At 72.6% G+C, this 16,955-nt stretch carries 21 protein-coding genes; 15 read left to right on the forward strand and 6 right to left on the reverse strand.

Annotated features, from left to right (window positions below; all coding sequences use genetic code 11):
- Both ACQKQD_RS13615 and ACQKQD_RS13620 read left to right on the forward strand, forming a co-directional pair.
- The coding region (locus ACQKQD_RS13615) for a DNA translocase FtsK (protein WP_427508611.1) at window positions 1-465 on the forward strand (465 nt) is incomplete at its 5' end.
- Between the two features lie 267 nt (window positions 466-732).
- Window positions 733-1,641 carry a LolA family protein gene (locus tag ACQKQD_RS13620; RefSeq protein ID WP_427508612.1) on the forward strand — a complete coding sequence of 303 codons (909 nt, stop codon included), beginning with the start codon at window positions 733-735 and terminating at the stop codon, window positions 1,639-1,641.
- Between the two features lie 13 nt (window positions 1,642-1,654).
- Here ACQKQD_RS13620 and ACQKQD_RS13625 read toward each other — a convergent pair whose 3' ends face one another.
- A complete protein-coding gene (locus ACQKQD_RS13625; RefSeq protein ID WP_056525732.1) occupies window positions 1,655-2,389 on the reverse strand; it encodes a lysophospholipid acyltransferase family protein in 735 nt (244 codons plus the stop codon).
- 159 nt (window positions 2,390-2,548) lie between these two features.
- On the opposite strand from ACQKQD_RS13625, the gene xth reads away from it, so the two are divergent.
- The 7 genes from xth to ACQKQD_RS13660 all read left to right on the forward strand — a co-directional run bounded on the left by xth (window position 2,549) and on the right by ACQKQD_RS13660 (window position 7,518).
- Window positions 2,549-3,358, forward strand: a complete 810-nt coding sequence (gene xth / locus ACQKQD_RS13630) for an exodeoxyribonuclease III (protein WP_091679731.1) — start codon at window positions 2,549-2,551, stop codon at window positions 3,356-3,358.
- A 268-nt stretch (window positions 3,359-3,626) separates the two neighbouring features.
- Window positions 3,627-4,505, forward strand: coding sequence for an SDR family oxidoreductase (locus ACQKQD_RS13635; protein ID WP_427508613.1), 879 nt, complete (start codon window positions 3,627-3,629; stop codon window positions 4,503-4,505).
- 315 nt (window positions 4,506-4,820) lie between these two features.
- Window positions 4,821-5,603, forward strand: a complete 783-nt coding sequence (locus ACQKQD_RS13640; RefSeq protein ID WP_091679793.1) for an SDR family NAD(P)-dependent oxidoreductase — start codon at window positions 4,821-4,823, stop codon at window positions 5,601-5,603.
- Between the two features lie 116 nt (window positions 5,604-5,719).
- The gene (locus tag ACQKQD_RS13645) at window positions 5,720-5,986 is read left to right on the forward strand and encodes a hypothetical protein (protein ID WP_427508614.1); all 267 of its coding nucleotides are present in this window, start codon (window positions 5,720-5,722) and stop codon (window positions 5,984-5,986) included.
- Window positions 5,987-6,087: 101 nt separating this feature from the next.
- Complete coding sequence (locus ACQKQD_RS13650; RefSeq protein WP_056525743.1) at window positions 6,088-6,402, forward strand: hypothetical protein; 315 nt, start codon at window positions 6,088-6,090, stop codon at window positions 6,400-6,402.
- A gap of 135 nt (window positions 6,403-6,537) precedes the next feature.
- Complete coding sequence (locus ACQKQD_RS13655) at window positions 6,538-6,849, forward strand: GCG_CRPN prefix-to-repeats domain-containing protein (protein ID WP_132367129.1); 312 nt, start codon at window positions 6,538-6,540, stop codon at window positions 6,847-6,849.
- Window positions 6,850-7,050: 201 nt separating this feature from the next.
- Window positions 7,051-7,518: a hypothetical protein gene (locus ACQKQD_RS13660; protein WP_091679723.1), complete on the forward strand. Its 468-nt coding sequence runs from the start codon at window positions 7,051-7,053 to the stop codon at window positions 7,516-7,518.
- Window positions 7,519-7,711: 193 nt separating this feature from the next.
- Here the strand turns inward: ACQKQD_RS13660 and ssb are convergent, their stop codons facing one another.
- A complete protein-coding gene (gene ssb, locus ACQKQD_RS13665) occupies window positions 7,712-8,281 on the reverse strand; it encodes a single-stranded DNA-binding protein (RefSeq protein WP_020092725.1) in 570 nt (189 codons plus the stop codon).
- 168 nt (window positions 8,282-8,449) lie between these two features.
- Window positions 8,450-9,469 (reverse strand): NADP-dependent oxidoreductase, encoded by a 1,020-nt coding sequence (locus ACQKQD_RS13670; protein WP_100251347.1) that lies wholly within the window; start codon window positions 9,467-9,469, stop codon window positions 8,450-8,452.
- Between the two features lie 122 nt (window positions 9,470-9,591).
- Here ACQKQD_RS13670 and ACQKQD_RS13675 point away from each other — a divergent pair, with 122 nt between their 5' ends.
- Both ACQKQD_RS13675 and ACQKQD_RS13680 read left to right on the forward strand, forming a co-directional pair.
- Entirely contained in the window at window positions 9,592-9,990 is a 399-nt protein-coding gene (locus ACQKQD_RS13675; RefSeq protein WP_056525756.1) for a DUF4174 domain-containing protein, read from the forward strand.
- Window positions 9,991-10,127: 137 nt separating this feature from the next.
- Window positions 10,128-10,304, forward strand: a complete 177-nt coding sequence (locus tag ACQKQD_RS13680) for a hypothetical protein (protein WP_012320668.1) — start codon at window positions 10,128-10,130, stop codon at window positions 10,302-10,304.
- Between the two features lie 14 nt (window positions 10,305-10,318).
- On the opposite strand, the gene ACQKQD_RS13685 is transcribed toward ACQKQD_RS13680, so the two are convergent.
- The 3 genes from ACQKQD_RS13685 to ACQKQD_RS13695 all read right to left on the reverse strand — a co-directional run bounded on the left by ACQKQD_RS13685 (window position 10,319) and on the right by ACQKQD_RS13695 (window position 12,227).
- A complete protein-coding gene (locus ACQKQD_RS13685) occupies window positions 10,319-10,717 on the reverse strand; it encodes a hypothetical protein (RefSeq protein WP_427508615.1) in 399 nt (132 codons plus the stop codon).
- A gap of 110 nt (window positions 10,718-10,827) precedes the next feature.
- Window positions 10,828-11,217: a hypothetical protein gene (locus ACQKQD_RS13690; RefSeq protein WP_427508616.1), complete on the reverse strand. Its 390-nt coding sequence runs from the start codon at window positions 11,215-11,217 to the stop codon at window positions 10,828-10,830.
- 68 nt (window positions 11,218-11,285) lie between these two features.
- Window positions 11,286-12,227 carry a sulfite oxidase heme-binding subunit YedZ gene (locus ACQKQD_RS13695; protein ID WP_427508617.1) on the reverse strand — a complete coding sequence of 314 codons (942 nt, stop codon included), beginning with the start codon at window positions 12,225-12,227 and terminating at the stop codon, window positions 11,286-11,288.
- Between the two features lie 207 nt (window positions 12,228-12,434).
- Here ACQKQD_RS13695 and ACQKQD_RS13700 point away from each other — a divergent pair, with 207 nt between their 5' ends.
- From ACQKQD_RS13700 to ACQKQD_RS13715, 4 genes are all read left to right on the forward strand, one after another.
- A complete protein-coding gene (locus tag ACQKQD_RS13700; protein WP_427508618.1) occupies window positions 12,435-13,445 on the forward strand; it encodes an aldo/keto reductase in 1,011 nt (336 codons plus the stop codon).
- 298 nt (window positions 13,446-13,743) lie between these two features.
- The gene (gene rimP / locus ACQKQD_RS13705; RefSeq protein WP_091679719.1) at window positions 13,744-14,505 is read left to right on the forward strand and encodes a ribosome maturation factor RimP; all 762 of its coding nucleotides are present in this window, start codon (window positions 13,744-13,746) and stop codon (window positions 14,503-14,505) included.
- 64 nt (window positions 14,506-14,569) lie between these two features.
- A complete protein-coding gene (nusA, locus tag ACQKQD_RS13710) occupies window positions 14,570-16,195 on the forward strand; it encodes a transcription termination factor NusA (RefSeq protein ID WP_091679718.1) in 1,626 nt (541 codons plus the stop codon).
- 25 nt (window positions 16,196-16,220) lie between these two features.
- Window positions 16,221-16,943 (forward strand): RNA-binding protein, encoded by a 723-nt coding sequence (locus ACQKQD_RS13715; RefSeq protein WP_427508619.1) that lies wholly within the window; start codon window positions 16,221-16,223, stop codon window positions 16,941-16,943.
- Window positions 16,944-16,955 lie beyond the last annotated feature (12 nt).

Raw genomic sequence — 16,955 nt, forward strand, 5'->3', positions numbered from 1 at the left:
GGGCCGTTCTGCTCGGACAGCGAGGTCGAGAGCGTGGTCGCCCACCTCAAGCGCCAGGGCCGCCCCAGCTACCTCGACGCCGTCACCGCCGACGATTCGCCCGAGGAGCCCGCCAAGGAGGGCGGCCGGTCCGGCCGGGGCAAGGCGGCCGCGGCCGACAAGGCCGAGCGGTCCGACGAGCCCGAGGAGGAGGCCCCCGTCTTCGACATCGGCGCCTTCGCGGCGGCGAGCGGCGGCGACTCCGACGACCTCTACAAGCAGGCGATCGAGGTGGTGCTGCGCGACCAGAAGGCGTCGACGAGCTACATCCAGCGCCGCCTGCAGATCGGCTACAACCGCGCCGCCTCCATCATGGAGCGGATGGAGATCGAGGGCATCGTCGGCCCGGCCAACCACGCCGGCAAGCGCGAGATCCTGGTCGCCGGGGCGACGCACAGCTCGGCCGGGATATACGACGACGAGTGAGACGCTGTCCGGGCCGCCTCGCCACGGGGCGGCCCGGACGTCGCATCTTCGCCACAGGGCGAGGTTCTAAAAGGGGGCTGCGAAACCCGCCCCGTCTCTGCGAGCGGAGCCAAGCAACCCAGAGTAGCGCGACCTCCGGTATCGTGGTGCACCTGGATTGCCTCGCTCCGATCGCGAAGACGAGGGGACGGCAAGGCGTCCGCAGCGGCCCGCCCACCTCTGTTTCGCCGCCGGAGCTTGCCCGCGGCTCCTCAGGAGACTCTGCCGATGATCGGCCGCCGCACCCGCACAGCCGGCTCCGTGATCGCCGCCGGGCTGTGGCTCGCGACAGCCAACCCGGCCCACGCGCAGGTCGGCGCCTTCATCGACAGCCTGTTCGGCCACAAGGAGGAGCCCGCCCCGCAGCCGGAGGCCGCCCCGGCGGCCCCTGCGCCGGCCAAGAAGGCCGCGCCCAAGGCCAAGGAGGCGAGCAAGGAGACGAAGCCCGGCACGGCCAAGTCCGGCAAGGGCGGCGACAAGGCCGCCGACAAGGCCGACCACAGGGCGCCCGAGCCGAAGGTCGCGGCGGTGGGCGCGCCGACGGCGATCGTCACCGCCGACTCGGCCGATCCCGCCGCGCTGCTGGCGCAGGCTAACGCCTACTTCAACGGCATCAACACCCTGACGGGCAATTTCGTGCAGATCGGCGCCGACGGCCGCCGGATCGGCGGCAAGCTGACGCTCGTCAAGCCCGGCCGCCTGCGCTTCGACTACGACCAGCCCTCGCCGCTGGAGGTGGTCGCCGACGGGACCTCGGTGGCGGTGCGCGACCGCAAGCTGAACACCCAGGACCTTTACTTCATCGCCCAGACGCCGCTGAAATTCCTCCTGCGCGAGAAGATCGACCTCGCCCGCGACCTCACCGTCACCGACGTGGCGAGCGATCCGGGCAGCGTCCGCATCAGCCTGGAGGACCGCGCCACCCTCGGCGGCACCTCGAAGATCCAGCTGTTCTTCGACGCCGAGATGAAGACCCTGTCGCAGTGGCGGATCACCGACCCGCAGGGCTACGTCACCACGGTGACGCTCTCGAACCTGCAGAAGGGCAAGAGCGTCGACGGCAGCCTGTTCTTCATCAATTACGGACGGTCCGAGGACAAGGCGATGCAGCAGCAGATCCAGCAATCGCAGAAGTGACGGGGTCGCCCCGTCAGGGGGCGCCGAGCCCGGCCGCGTCGCCGGGCCGCCACCGGTTCAACTCCTGATCGATCGCGCCCTCCGTCCCGTGCAGGAACTCCGCGGTCGACAGGCCGGGGGCCAGGGCCGCGAGGTAGCTCACCACCACCGTGCCGGACCGGGTCGCCGCGCCCCCGGGCCAGAACAGGCCGGAATTGAGCGCCACCGGCACCACCGGCAAGCCGAGACGGCCGTAGAGCAACTCGACGCCGCGCTTGAAGCGGAGCGGCTCGCCGATCGCGCCGCGGGTGCCCTCGGGGAAGATCAGGACCGACCGCCCCGCCGCGACCGCCTCCCGACCGCCGTCGATCATGGTGCGCAGGGCCTGGGTGCCCTTGGCCCGGTCGATGACGATCATCGGCGAGCGTCGGAGGAACCAGCCGACCACCGGGATCGCCAGCAGCTCCCGCTTCGCGACGATCGCCACGTCCGGCACCAGGACCAGGAAGGCCAGCGTCTCCCAGGTCGACTGGTGGTTGGCGACGATCAGGCAGGGCTCGTCCGGCAGGTGCTGGCGGCCCTCCTCGACGTAGCGCAGCCCCACGATGCGCCTGAGCCCGCCCAGGATCCCGCGCGCCCAGAGCCGCGTCGCCCTGCGGATCGGCCGCTGGGGCGATCCGGACAGGAGGAAGATCGCCAGCGGCGCGAGGAACAGGGTCGTCCAGGCGGCCCAGTAGACGGCGAACAGGAGCGAGCGGGCGTGCGCCATGACGGGCCTCGACGAGGGGCCCGGGACAGGGCAGGGCCCGGACATAGCGCCTGCCGGCCGGGCGCGCACGGCCTTTCGCCGGGCGGGCGGTGAGCGGACTGTCGCGGGCCGCGAAATCGGCTATCGGAGCGCAACGCCGTCAGAACCCCAGCGCCGCCCGTGCAATTCACCGTCACCACCTGGAACATCAACTCGGTGCGCCTGCGCATCGACCTCGTGCTGCGCTTCCTCGCCGAGCACAGACCGGACGTGCTCTGCCTCCAGGAGACCAAGTGCCCGGACGACGCCTTCCCGCTGAAGGCCCTGCGCGGTTCGGGCTACGAGCACGTGATGTTCGCCGGCCAGAAGGGCTACAACGGCGTCGCGATCCTCTCCCGCTTCCCCCTGCACACCCGCGCCGTGATGGGCTTCTGCGAGCGTCAGGACGCCCGCCACATCTCGGCGGTGCTGGGGCCGGAGGCCGGGGCGGCCTCGGGGATCGTGCTGCACGATTTCTACGTCCCGGCCGGCGGCGACGTGCCGGACCGCGACCTGAACCCGAAATTCGCCCACAAGCTCGACTTCCTGTCCGAACTGCGCGCCTGGGGCGGCAGGCGCGTCTCCGGGCCGGCGATCCTCGTGGGCGACCTCAACGTCGCGCCCCTGGAGCACGACGTCTGGTCGCACAAGCAGCTCCTCGACGTGGTCAGCCACACGCCGGTGGAGACCGAGGCCCTGGAGGTGCTGCGCGGGGAGGCGGGCTGGATCGACGCGGCGCGCCACCTCACCCCGGAGCCGGAGAAGATCTACACGTGGTGGAGCTACCGCTCCCCCGACTGGTCGGCCGCCAACAAGGGGCGGCGTCTCGACCACGCCTGGGTGTCGCCCGACCTCGCCGGGACCGTCCGCAAGGTCGAGGTGCTGCGCGAGGCCCGCGCCTGGGAGCGCCCCTCCGACCACGCCCCGGTGACCCTCACGCTGGAGCTGTGACCGGGCGCGGAACTGCGGCGCGGTCCGAGCATTGCCCGCTCACGAACCCGTGACGTGAGCGAGCCCCGATGCGCAAGATCCTGATCGCTTTCCTGCTTCCCAAGGTCGTGTCCTACCTGCGCCGCCGCTACGGCGGCCCGCACGCCAACCGCAACCGGGCCTTCTGAGACGGCCCGGTCGCGGCCACCGCCTGTGACCCCCGGGCGCAGGCGGTGGCCGCGGCGACGGCCCTAGATCCTGCGGGTCCCAAGCCGAGGAGCCGCACCCGATGACCCAGGACCCGCGCGAGGCTGGCCCCCGGCCGCCCTTCCCCGGCGACCAGCAGCAGACCCGCCCGGGCCTCACCACGAAGATGACGCCGCGCCCCGACCACGGCGAGGAGAGCTACGTCGGCAAAGGCCTGCTCACGGGTCAGGCGGCGCTGATCACCGGCGGCGATTCCGGCATCGGCCGGGCGGTGGCCATCGCCTACGCCCGCGAGGGCGCCGACGTGGCGATCTCCTATCTCGAAGCCGAGCAGGAGGATGCCGAGGACACGAAGGCCTGGGTCGAGAAGGCCGGCCGCCGCTGCCTGCTTCTCCCCGGCGACATCCGCGACGAGGCCCGGTGCCAGGATCTCGTGGCGCGCACCGTCGCGGCCTTCGGGCGCCTCGACATCCTCGTGAACAACGCCGCCGCCCAGGTGGTGAACGAGGGCCTCGACGATCTGGCGGCGTCCGACATCGAGGGCTCGTTCCGCGCCAACGTCTTCGCCATGTACTACCTCGCCCAGGCGGCGGTGCCGCACATGAAGCCGGGCGGCGCGATCGTGAACAGCACCAGCGTGCAGGCCAAGGTCGCCGGGCCGAACATGCTGATCTACGCCGCCACCAAGGGCGCGATCGCGAGCCTGACCATCGGCCTGTCGAACCTGCTGGCGCCGCAGGGCATCCGGGTGAACTGCGTCGCCCCCGGGCCGGTCTGGACGCCGATCCAGCCGATCGTGAAGAGCCCGGAGCAGATGGAGCAGCTCGGTGCGCAGACGCCGCTCGGCCGCGCCGGCCAGCCCGCGGAACTCGCGCCGGCCTACGTGCTGCTCGCCTCCCGCGAGGGCAGCTACATGTCCGGGGCGCTGGTCCCGGTCACCGGCGGGATGCCGATGCTCTGATCCCGCACCCGTCGCCGCTCTTTGCGGCGGCACCACGCCGTCGTCCCGAGCGCTGCGACGTGCCCCGGACCCGCGGGACATCCGCCGGGCGTGGCGCTCCCGGGCCGCTTCGCTGACGCGGGTCATCGCCGGGCGGATGTTCGGGCAGACCCTCGACGGGGCGCGCGCGATCCATCAGACGTTGAGGGCGGATCGGTTCACAACGGCGGGACGGCCCTGCAGGCCGCCCGGGTCCGGCGCGCGGTGATGGCACCGCCGCGGACCCGAACGCTGACCCGCGCCATCCGGGCGCCGCCGATCCCGACGGAGACGACCATGAGCGACGCCCAGGCCCGGACCGCGTTGGTGACGGGGGCCGCCCGCGGCATCGGCCTCGCCACCGCGACCCGCTTCCTCGCCGACGGCTGGAACGTCGCCCTTCTCGACATCGACGGCCCGGGCGCGGCGGCGGCGGCCGAGCGGCTCGGCCGTCCGGAAGCCACGCTCGCGGTGACGGCCGACGTCTCCGAGCCCGAGGCGGTGGCGGCGGCGATCCAGCAGGTCGCAGACCGGTTCGGCCGCCTCGACGCCCTGGTCAACAATGCCGGCATCGCGATCTTCAAGCCGCTGACCGAGACCACCTTCGCCGACTGGTCGCGGGTGCTCGCCGTCAACCTGTCCGGCCCGTTCCTGTGCACGCAGGCGGCCGTCCCGCTCCTGTCCGAGCGCGGCGGCGCCATCGTGAACATCACCTCGATCTCGGGCCTGCGCGCCTCGACGCTCCGCACCGCCTACGGCACCAGCAAGGCGGGCCTCGCGCAGCTCACCAAGCAGCAGGCCGCCGAGCTGGCGCAGTACGGGATCCGCGTGAACGCCGTCGCCCCCGGTCCGGTGGACACCGCGATGGCCAAGGCGGTGCACAGCCCCGAGATCCGGGCGGATTACCACGATGCCGTCCCGCTCGGCCGTTACGGGCTGGAGACGGAGCTCGCGGAGGCGATCGTGTTCCTCTGCTCGGAGCGCGCCTCCTACATCACCGGTCAGCAGCTCGCCGTCGACGGCGGCTTCGAGTCGACGGGAATCGGCCTGAAGACGCTGCGCGGCGCCCGCAACATCTGAACGCGTCGGCCCGATCCGCCGAGTTCGGACAGGGTTCGGACAGGGTTCGTTAACCCTGCCGCCGTAGCCCGGAGGCTTGGTCAACAGGCGCGGGCACCATGCCGAGACTCGGCTCCATGATCGTCGACGGTCTAGCGTTCGTCCTCGTGGCGATCGCCCTCGCGGCGGTCGTCGCCGGCTACGAGCGGAACCTGCCGGATCCGTCCGCGTCACCCGCGCTGGTCGCCGCGGGCGCCCCCGTCTGGACGGACCCCGAGACGACGGGCTCGATCGCGCCGGCCGCGGACCCGGTCGCCCGCTGGGCGGACGCGCGACCCCCGTTCGCGGCGCCGGAGTCGGATCGCGCCGCCGGCGGAACCTGGGTCAGCCCGCCCCGCCGCTGAGGCGCCGCGGGGCGGCTCACCGGGGCTCCCGCCGCGATCACAACTGATCGTTAACTATGGTTGCCGAACCTTCCACCGCACAGCGAAGCGGAGAGGCACCCATGGCGCGCGACGGCAACCGACCCCACCCGAGCGCCCTGGCGCGGTATCCGGTTCCGATCGAGCTGATCTCGGCCCTGTTCCGCGCCGACGACGCGGAGCGCGACCGGCTGCTCGCGCCGATGCCGGCCTACGGCCGCGCCCGGATCGCCGCCTACTGCGCCGAGCACGCGCGGCTCGAGGCGCTCGGCCTGAAGGTCGCGCGCTCCTGCGACGAGGCCACGCTGGTCAGGGCTGCGGGCGAAACGGTCGGCGCCGACCTCTTCGCGCGCTCGCGGGCGCCCGAACCGGCGCCGATCCAGCTCCAGGCCGCCTGACCGACCCGCCGCGCGGAGGCCCGGCCGAGAGTGTCGGCTTGATGAATGCCCGAGCCTGTCCGGGTTCACAGCGGCCGGCGCATCCTCCTGTCATCGGCCCGGCGCGTCCGGGCCGCAGGTTCAGGAGATCGTGTCATGATGCGCGCCAAGGTGATCGGCCTCGTCGCGGTGGCCGCCGCGGCTCTCGCGACCACCACGACGGCCAACGCGGCGCCGTTCGGCTACGGGCCGCCCGATGCCGGATCGGTGATCGAGCGCGTGGCCGGAGGCTGCGGTCCGGGCTTCCATCCCAATCCCTGGGGCCATTGCCGGCCGAACGATCGTGGCTGGGGCTGGGGCGGACCGCGGGGGCCCTACGGCGGCCGGCCCGGCTACGGCGGCTACGACCGCGGCTACGGCGGCTACGGCGGCTACGAGGGCCCGCGCCGGTCCTACGGCGGCTGGTGATCCGCGTCGGCGACCCGAGTTGGGGTCGCCGCGTCCAGAGCTCGGCCCGCCGCGCGCGATCCGGATCCGCGGCCGGCCGGTGCCGGGTCAGTGCTCGGCCATCGCGTTGTCCCCTGGAACGGACAAACCCATATTCACGACGGCATAGAGCCGTATTAATCTCTTTCGGGACGCAACATAGTGTCCCGGAGATTCTTCGTCATGAGTCGCTATGTATTTGCATCCCTTATGATCGCCGGCCTGGTGGCCGGCGCCGCGCCGGCCGCCGCGCTCTCCGCGAAGGATTGCTCGGTCAAGTATCAGGCCGCCAAGCAGGCCGGCACGCTCAACGGCCAGAAGTGGAACGACTTCCGCAAGGCCGAGTGCGGTGCGGCGGCCGACAACGCCCCGACGACTGCGCCGAACCCTGTCTCGCCGACCGCGACGACCGCTCCGGCCGCGCCGCCGGCCGCCCCGCGCGCCGGGACGACGTCCGCCGCCGCGGCGTCGGCCACGTTCCCCCGCGCCGTCGATCCGAAATACGCCAAGGAATCGGCCGGCAAGGCCCGGATGCACACCTGCCTCGACAGCTACAACGCCGCGAAGGCTGCCGGCACGCTGGGCGGCATGAAGTGGATCGAGAAGGGCGGCGGCTACTACTCGGCCTGCAACCGGCAGCTCAAGGGCTGAGCGGCGGCGCTCCGGGGCGCCGAAGGCGGGCGGCCCGAGATCTGCGCCGGCGGATCTGGATCCCGGGCACCGCCGCGCGGTCCCGGGATGCTGCCTTGAAACGGCTGCGCTAACGCAGCCCAGATGTCCGCGTCACCCGGGTCGGGAAGGCCGACCCGGGTGACGGTACAGGACCTCCGGATCGCGGGCGGTCCTAGAAGGGGATGTCGTCGTCGAGGTCGTAGCCGCCGCGGCTGCCACCGCCACCGCCGCCACCCGAGGAGGCCGGGGCCGGACGCCGCTCGCCGCCCTGGGCGCGACCGCCGCCGAAATCACCGCCGCGATCACCACCCCGGCCACCGCCGAAGTCGCCGCCGCGGCTGATCTGGCCGCCGCCCTCGTCCTCGCCGGCGAAGTCGCCGCCCCCGCCGCCGCGCCCGTCGAGGATCGTCATCTCGCCGCGGAAGCGCTGGAGCACCACCTCGGTCGTGTACTTCTCGACGCCGGAATTGTCGGTCCACTTCCGGGTCTGGAGCTGGCCCTCGATGTAGACCTTCGAGCCCTTGCGCAGGTACTGCTCGGCCACCCGGGCGAGGTTGTCGTTGTAGATCACGACCGAGTGCCACTCGGTCTTCTCCTTGCGCTCGCCGGTCGCCTTGTCCTTCCACGACTCCGACGTCGCGAGCCGCAGGTTGCAGACCGGGTCGCCCGAACCGAGGCGGCGCATCTCGGGATCGCGCCCGAGATTGCCCACCAGAATCACCTTGTTGACGCTGCCCGCCATCGCTCTCTCCTAGTCGTACGGATCTCACAGGGCATCTGCCCGGCGGCGCGCGAACCATGCGCCCGGGCCTCCAGAGCGGCAACCGGTGGGGCGGGCTTGTGCCCGCTTTCCGCAGCGCCGACGGATCGATTTGTTCTATATCCGTTCCGTTTGGGCAGCAAGCCGCTCTCAGGCGACGCGGACGACGAGCTTGCCGAAATTCCGACCTTTCAACAGGCCGATGAACGCGTCCGGGGCGTTCTCCAGCCCCTCGACCACGTCCTCGCGGTAGCGGACGCGCCCGTCCTGGATCCAGCCGGCGACCTCCTTGCGGAACGTGTCCGCCTGCTCGGCGAAGTCCCAGACGATGAAGCCCTGGATGTGCAGCCGGTTGGTCAGGACCGCGCGCATCAGGCCGGGCAGGCGGTCCGGGCCGGGGGGCACCTCGGTGGCGTTGTAGGCGGAGACGAGGCCGCAGACCGGGATCCGCGCGAACGGGTTGAGCAGCGGCAGCACGGCGGCGAAGACCGCGCCGCCGACATTCTCGAAGTAGACGTCGATGCCCTTCGGGCAGGCGGCCGCCAGCGCGCCCGGCAGGTCGGACCCGCGATGGTCGATCGCGGCGTCGAAGCCGAGCTCCTCGGTGAGGTAGCGGCACTTCTCGGGGCCGCCCGCGATCCCGACGGCGCGGGCGCCGTGGATCTTGGCGATCTGGCCGACCAGGGAGCCCACGGGGCCGGCGGCGGCGGCCACCACGACGGTCTCGCCGAATTTCGGCCGGCCGATGTTGAGGAGGCCGGTATAGGCGGTCATGCCCGGCATCCCGAGCACGCCCAGCGCCGTGGAGGGCGGGGCGGCGTCGGGGTCGACCTTGCGCGAGCCCTTGGCGTCGGTGACAAAGTACTCCTGCCAGCCCGCGAAGGCCGTCAGCAGGTCGCCCACGGCGTGATCCGGGTGGTTGGAGGCGACCACCTCGCCCACCGTCTCGGCGGTGATCGGCGCGCCGATCTCGACGGGCGCCGCGTAGGATTTCGCGTCGCTCATCCGGCCGCGCATGTAGGGGTCCAGCGACAGCCAGCGGGTGCGCAGGAGGACCTGGCCGGGTCCGGGCTGCGGCACCGGCACCTCCTCCAGGCGGAAATTCTCGGGCCGCGGCTCGCCGTGCGGGCGCGAGGCCAGGACGATGCGGCGGTTCATGGCGGTGGTCATTCCGGACTCCGGGACACGGGCTTCCGCCCCGATCTGGGGCGCCGGGCCCGCGAGGCAAACGCGCCGCCGCTCCGCGCTCTCGAGTCGCGCGTTGTCCCGACTCGAGAGCGCGGAGCGGTTGCATGCGGGAGACGGCACTGGGACTCGGGCTGGCAGCTATGGCGGCGGGGGCCGCCCTGGCCGGTCCCCTCGACGGCTATCGCGACCGGGCGCGGGTGCTGGTGCTGTCGGCGCCCGAGGCCGGGGACGCGCAGCTCCGGGCGCAGCGGGCGGCGCTGGCCTCGGTCCGCACCGGCGTCGCCGAGCGCGACCTCGTGGTGCTCGAAGCGGTCGGCGCGGGGGCCGAGGCGCGGGCCCTGCGCGAGCGCCTCGGCCTGCCCGCGGACAGCTTCCGCGCGGTCCTGGTCGGCAAGGACGGGGGTGCCAAGATCACCGAAGCGGCGCCGATCGCGCCGCAGAGGCTGTTCGCCACCATCGACGCGATGCCGATGCGCCGCAGCGAGATGCGCGAGCGTCGCTAGGGCCCGATCCCCTGTGAACGGCGGGGCCGCGGACACCATCGGTTAAGCCTACCGGCCTATCACCGAAACGTGTCGACGGCCGCGCACCGGCCGTCCGTTGAGGCCCGCCAGGACGCTCGGACGAGACGCTCGAATCGATGACCCGACAACAAGTCGCCACCGCCATCCGCCGCCTCGTAGACCTGCAGGTCGAGGATATCGAGCGCGCGGTCCGCGACGGCCACAAGACCATCGCGCTGAACGAGCTGGCGGACCTGAACCGCCAGCTCAAGGCCTTCGCGGCCGCCCTCAGGAAGGCGCCGGCCCGCATCTGAGCCGGATTCCCGCGCTACCAGCGCGGCCCGCCCCAGCGACGGGGCGGGATGTCCTCCGGCGGCGGGGGAGGCGGCGGCGGCCCGCGGTCGACGACCGGCTCGTCGCAGACCCGCACCCGTCGCAGCACCGGCTCCCCGTCCGGACCGAAGCGCCGCCGCACGAATTCCCGGCACGCCTCCGGGGACGCTTCTGGGGGCGCCGCTGTGAAGCGGGGACCGCGGACTTCGGATTCGGGCCGCGGTCCCGGAGGGGGCGGGGGCGGCGGTGGCCGGCGCTCCGGCTCGTCGTCCTGGGCGGGCCCGCCGTCGCCGTGCGGCGGGTAGGGGCCGTCGAAATCGGCGGCCAGGGCCGGGCCGGCGGCGAGGAGCAGGGCGCAGAAGCCGGTTCGTAAGAGGAGACGACGTGCGGGCACGGTGGCCTCGGCGTGAGCGGGCGCGCGGGGATCGCGGCCATCATCGCCGGAGGATGCGACCGGGCGCCTGAACCGCCTCCGAGCCGCGGTGTCGGCCGCCGTTCAGCCGGCTACTTCTGCATCGCGTTCACTTCGCACTGGGCGTAGTCCGCGCTCGCCTTCACGTAGGCATTGAGCTTCTGCAGGTAGGCCTCGGCGATCGGCCGGAAGGCCTGCGCCTGCAGGTTATAGGCCTTGATCGCGTCGTTGTAGCTGTAGGCCTCCCAGCCCGGGCAGCCCTCCTTGGCGTCGAGGCAGGCGGGCTTCGGCGGCAGCTCCGGCTTGGCCGGGCGCGCGGAGGCCGGCGGCGGCGCGGGCGGCGTGCAGGCCGCGGCTGCCGGCGCGGCGGCGGCGGCCGGCGGCGGCGCGGCGGGCGCCGCCTTGGCGGCCGGCTTCGCGGGCGTCGCGAAGGCGAGGGTCGGCGCGAGCAAGCCCGCGATCAGGAGAGGCGTGCCGCGCATGGCGTCTCGAAAGCTCCGCTGGGCCCGGGGCCGCCGGCGGCGGAGGACCGGGAGCGGGTTCTGCGGCATCAGGCCGACGGCGACAAGGGCTCCCTGACGGGCTCCCGGACGGGCTCCCGGATAGGCTCCCGGCGGGCCGCCTGGGCCGGTCGCCTGCCCGGTGCCGGGGCCTTCGGGCCGCGCACGAGCGCCACGAGCGGGAGCGACAGGCCGACGGCCAGCACCCACCAGGCCGGCCGGATCGGCCCGGAGAAGTCCAGGTTGGCGGCGAGGACGAGGTTGGCCGGCACACCGCTGGCGAGGCCGTACCACGCGGCCTCCAGGCCGGCGGTCGCGAGCCCGGCGACGATCGCCAGGAGGAGGAGCGACCAGGGCCGCTCCGGCCACTGGAAGCGCCGCATCACCCGCCAGCCCATCAGCAGCAGGAACAGGCCCGCCGAGAAGACCGGGTCGGTGACGTCGATCTTCGACTGCAGGAAGTAGTGGACCAGGGCCACCACGGCGATCGTGTAGGTGAGGCGGTGCAGGCGGTTCCAGTTCGGGCCGAGGTTGCGGATCGCCGCGTCCGTGGAGGTCAACCCTAAGGCGATCAGGCCGATCAGGGCCACGAAGCCGATCGTCAGGTAGAGCCGGAGCGCGATCTCGGAGATCACCTTGGTGAGGATCAGGTTCTGGTCGACGGCGTAGAGGGTCAGATGGGCCACCGCGTAGGCCATCACGGTGACGCCGAGCATGCGCCGCACGACGAGGACCTTCGGCCAGTCCGCGAGGCGGCGCAGCGGCGAGATCGCCAGCGAGAAGAGCAGGAAGCGCACGGCCCACTCGCCGGTGGCGTGGATCAGCGCGGTGATCGGCTTCGCCCCGAGGGCGTCGAGCCGGTAGGCGGCCGCGAGGTAGAGCGCGGGCGCGACGCAGCACGCGAACACCGCGAGCTTCAGCCAGGAGAGGCGGCCGGCCCGGTCGAGCCAGGGGAGGGGGATGCCGAGGGCGGCGGCCGAGCGATCGATCATGGGTCCGAACGGAAGCTTCGCGGTGGACGACGGCGCCGCGCCGATGGCCCGGGCCACCGGCGGGAACGGCTGCCCGGGCCATCGGTGCCGTCACGGGTCGGTTCGCCGCGGGCGTTCGCGGGTTACAGGGCGGCGTTGACCTGTGTTGTGGTTGACCGCGCCGTTCCCGCGGCGAGATAGCGGGACGACGGACGTTGGAGGGATCCCATGCAGTATCGCACGCTCGGCCGCTCGGGCCTCAAGGTCTCGCCGATCTGCCTCGGCACGATGATGTTCGGCGGCCCCACCGACGAGGCCACGGCCGGCCGCGTCGTCGCCAGCGCCCGGGAGGCCGGGATCAACTTCATCGACACGGCTAACGTCTACACGGAGGGCCGCTCGGAGGAGATCACCGGCCGGGCGATCCGGGCCGAGCGCGACGCCTGGGTCCTGGCCACCAAGGTCGCCAACCCGACCGGGCCGGGCGTCAACGACCGCGGCCTCTCGCGGGTCCACGTGATGAAGGCCGCCGAGGACAGCCTGCGCCGCCTCGGCACGGATTTCATCGACATCTACTACGTCCACAAGGAGGACCACGACACGCCGCTGGCCGAGACGGTCCGGGCGATCGCCGACCTCGTGCGGGCGGGCAAGATCCGCCATTTCGGCGTCTCGAATCACCGGTCCTGGCGGGTCGCCGAGATCTGCCGGCTCTGCGACGAGGCCGGGATCGACCGGCCGGTGGTGAGCCAGCCCTACTACAACGCCTTCAACCGGATGCCCGAGACCGAGCACCTGCCCGCCTGCGCGCATTTCGGGCTCGGCGTCGTGCCGTACTCGCCGCTCGCGCGCGGCGTGCTCACCGGCAAGTACGACCCCGACGCGCCGCCGCCGGCCGAGTCGCGCGCCGGCCGCCAGGACGCCCGGATGATGCAGACCGAGTGGCGCCCGGAATCCCTGCGCATCGCCCGGACCCTGAGGGAGCACGCCGAGGCCCGCGGCATCACGGCCGGCCAGTTCGCCACCGCGTGGGTGCTGAACAACCGCCTCGTCACCGGCGTCATCGCCGGGCCGCGGACGGAGGCGCAGTGGCAGGAATATCTCGGCGCCCTCGACTACGCCTTCACCCCGGAGGACGAGGCGCTGGTCGACGGGTTCGTGGCCGCGGGGCATCCGACAACGCCGGGCTACAACGATCCGGCCTATCCGCTGGAGGGGCGGGTGCCGCGCAGCGGCTGAGACGCGGCCGATCTTCGACCGATCCCCTCATCCTGAGGTGGCCGCGAAGCGCGACATCGAAGGATGAGGCGGAGCTGGGGACGAGCGGGCTCGCGCGGCGCGGCGGATCCACCTTGCGCTCCGGGCCGAGGGCCGCTATCTAGCTCCCAACAGTTCTGATGGCAGTCGAGAGGCTGCGGTTCGGGAGTGGGCCCCACCGGGTCCGCTCTTTTTTTTCGCCGCACACCCTCTCGCCGCACGAGGCCCCACGCCGCGGGCGGCCAGGCAGAACGCCGCGAAGGTTGCGCGCTGAACACCCATGTCGTCCGAGATTGAAGCGGATCTGTCCGAGAAGCGCCTCGTCCGCGAGGCCGGAGTCGCCGCGCGCGTCGCGCAGGCGATCGAGGGGCCGCTCGCGGGCCTCGGCTTCCGGCTGGTCCGGGTGCGGATGTCCAACGTCAACGGCTGCACCGTGCAGATCATGGCGGAGCGGCCGGACGGCACCTTCACGATCGACGATTGCGAGGCGGTGAGCCGCGCGATCTCGCCGATCCTCGACGTCGACGACCCGGTGGGCGGCGCCTACAACCTCGAAGTGTCCTCGCCGGGGATCGACCGGCCGCTGGTGCGGGTCTCGGACTTCGCCCGCTGGGCCGGCTACGAGGCCAAGGTCGAGCTGAGCCCGCCGCTGGACGGGCGCAAGCGCTTCCGCGGCATCCTCGGCGCGCCGGACCCGACGGGCGCGACCGTCCCGATCGACCTGCCCGACGTGAAGGAAGGGCTGCCGAGCCGCATCGACCTGCCGCTGAAGGACCTCGCCGAGGCCCATCTCGTCCTCACCGACGAGCTGATCCGCGAGTCGCTGCGCCGCGGCGGGCCGCCCGCCACGGACGAGGCCGACGAGGCCGAGGACGAGGAGGACGCCGCGGAGAGCGCGCCGCCGGCGCGCGCGCCCTTCCAGCCGAAGGGCCCCCGCAAGGCCAGCCCCGCGGCCAAGCCCCAGAAACAGGCCCGGACCGGCCCGAAGAAGCCGGTCGTGACCAAGGCGTCCCGGCTCAAGGACCGCGACTCCCTGCACTGAGACCCCCGCGCCGGCCGCCCGGCGGCCGGCCCGAAGATTTGACGGAAGAGAAGGACCGACACCGATGGCCGTCGTCAGCGCCAACAGGCTCGAACTCCTCCAGATTGCCGACGCGGTCGCCCGCGAGAAGGTGATCGACCGCTCCATCGTGATCGACGCGATGGAGGAGGCGATCGCCAAGGCCGCCCGCTCGCGCTACGGCGCCGAGACCGACGTTCACGCCGAGATCGACCCGAAGACCGGGGCGCTGCGCCTCTCGCGCCACCTCCTGGTCGTCGATCAGGTGGAGAACGACGCCCGCGAGATCACCCTCGACCAGGCCCGCCGCTACAACCCGGGCGCGCTGGTCGGCGACGTCATCTCCGACACCCTGCCGCCCTTCGATTTCGGCCGCGTGGCCGCGCAGTCGGCCAAGCAGGTCATCGTCCAGAAGGTGCGCGACGCCGAGCGCGCCCGCCAGTTCGACGAGTACAAGGACCGCATCGGCGAGATCCTCAACGGCATCGTGAAGCGGGTCGAGTACGGCAACGTCATCGTCGACCTCGGCCGCGGCGAGGGCATCGTGCGCCGGGACGAGATGATCCCGCGCGAGACCTTCCGGCCGGGCGACCGCATCCGCTCCTACCTGTTCGACGTGCGCTCGGAAGTGCGCGGCCCGCAGATCTTCCTGTCGCGCTCGCACCCGCAGTTCATGGCCAAGCTGTTCGGCCAGGAAGTGCCGGAGATCTACGACGGCATCGTCGAGGTGAAGGCGGTGGCCCGCGATCCGGGCTCGCGCGCCAAGATCGCGGTGATCTCGCGCGACGGCAGCATCGATCCCGTGGGCGCCTGCGTGGGTATGCGGGGATCTCGCGTGCAGGCCGTCGTCGGCGAGCTGCAGGGTGAGAAGATCGACATCATCCCGTGGTCCGAGGACGAGGCGACCTTCATCGTCAACGCCCTCCAGCCCGCCGAGGTGGTGAAGGTGGTGCTCGACGAGGAGGCCGACCGCATCGAGGTGGTGGTGCCGGACGACCAGCTGTCGCTGGCGATCGGCCGCCGCGGCCAGAACGTGCGCCTCGCCTCGCAGCTCACCGGCTGGGACATCGACATCCTGACCGAGGCCGAGGAATCGGAGCGCCGCCAGAAGGAGTTCGCCGAGCGGACCCAGGTGTTCATGGAGGCGCTCGACGTCGACGAGACCGTCGGCCAGCTGCTCGCCGCGGAAGGCTTCCGCAACGTCGAGGAGATCGCCTACGTCGACATCCAGGAGCTCTCCGGCATCCAGGGGCTCGACGAGGAGACCGGCACGGAGATCCAGGCCCGCGCCCAGGACCACCTCGCCCGGATCGAGCAGGCGCACGACGCCCGCCGCACCGAGCTCGGCGTCGCCGACGAGCTGCGCGAGATCGAGGGCATCACCACGCCCATGATGGTCGCCCTCGGCGAGAACGACGTGAAGACCGTCGAGGATCTGGCGGGCTGCGCCACCGACGACCTCGTCGGCTACACGGAGGGCCGCGGTCCCGAGGCCGTGCGCCACGCCGGCTACCTCGACGGGTTCGACCTGTCCCGCGCCGAGGCCGAGGCCCTGATCATGGCCGCCCGCCTGAAGGCCGGCTGGATCGAGGCCCTGCCGGAGCCGGAGGCCGAGGAGGGTGCCGAGGCGGCCGAGGGCGACGAGGCCGCCCCCGCGCAGGCCGAGGCCTGAGGCGGGCGCCGGCGGCGGAGGCGCGATGGTCGTGGTCGACACGACCCTGCCCGAGGACGGGCTGGATGCCGGGGGGCTCGATGCCGGCCCCGGCCGCCGCTCGCCCGAGCGGACCTGCATCGTCACGCGCGTCGTCCAGGCGCCGGACGCGATGATCCGGTTCGTGCGCGGGCCGGACGGCAGCGTCGTGCCCGACCTGCGCGCCAAGCTTCCGGGCCGCGGCGCCTGGATCAGCGCCCGGCGCGAGGCGGTCGCGACCGCGGTGCGGAAGAACCTGTTCTCGCGGGCGTTCAAGGGGCCGACCCCGGCCGCCCCCGACCTGCCGGACCGGATCGCCGCCGGGCTGCGGGACGACCTGCGACAGGCCATCGCCATGGCCAACAAGGCGGGCTGCGTGGTCGCGGGCTTCTCGAAGGTCGAGGCCGCGATCGGCGGGCAGCCGGGCGCCATTGCGGTAATTCATGCCGCCGAGGCGAGCCCGGACGGCCGGCGCAAGATCGCGTCGGCCTTGCACAGGCGCCACGGCGGGGCCATGTCAAGGATCCCGATCATCGATGACCTGTCCGAGGACGAATTGGACATGGCCTTAGGTCGGGATCATGTGATACACGCTGCGCTCGTCGCAGGAGCCGGAGCCGCCGGCTGCCTGTCGCGTTGGCGTCGGCTACGCTCCTTCGAGGGCGCCGCCGCGGCGACCGGGGAGCCCGATCCAGCCCGAATCGGCGGGATCGACGAAGCCTCACGTTGACGACGCAGGACT

Origin of the sequence: Methylobacterium sp. NPDC080182, from assembly GCF_050281105.1 — a bacterium.
In the GTDB taxonomy this organism is placed as follows: Bacteria; Pseudomonadota; Alphaproteobacteria; order Rhizobiales; family Beijerinckiaceae; genus Methylobacterium.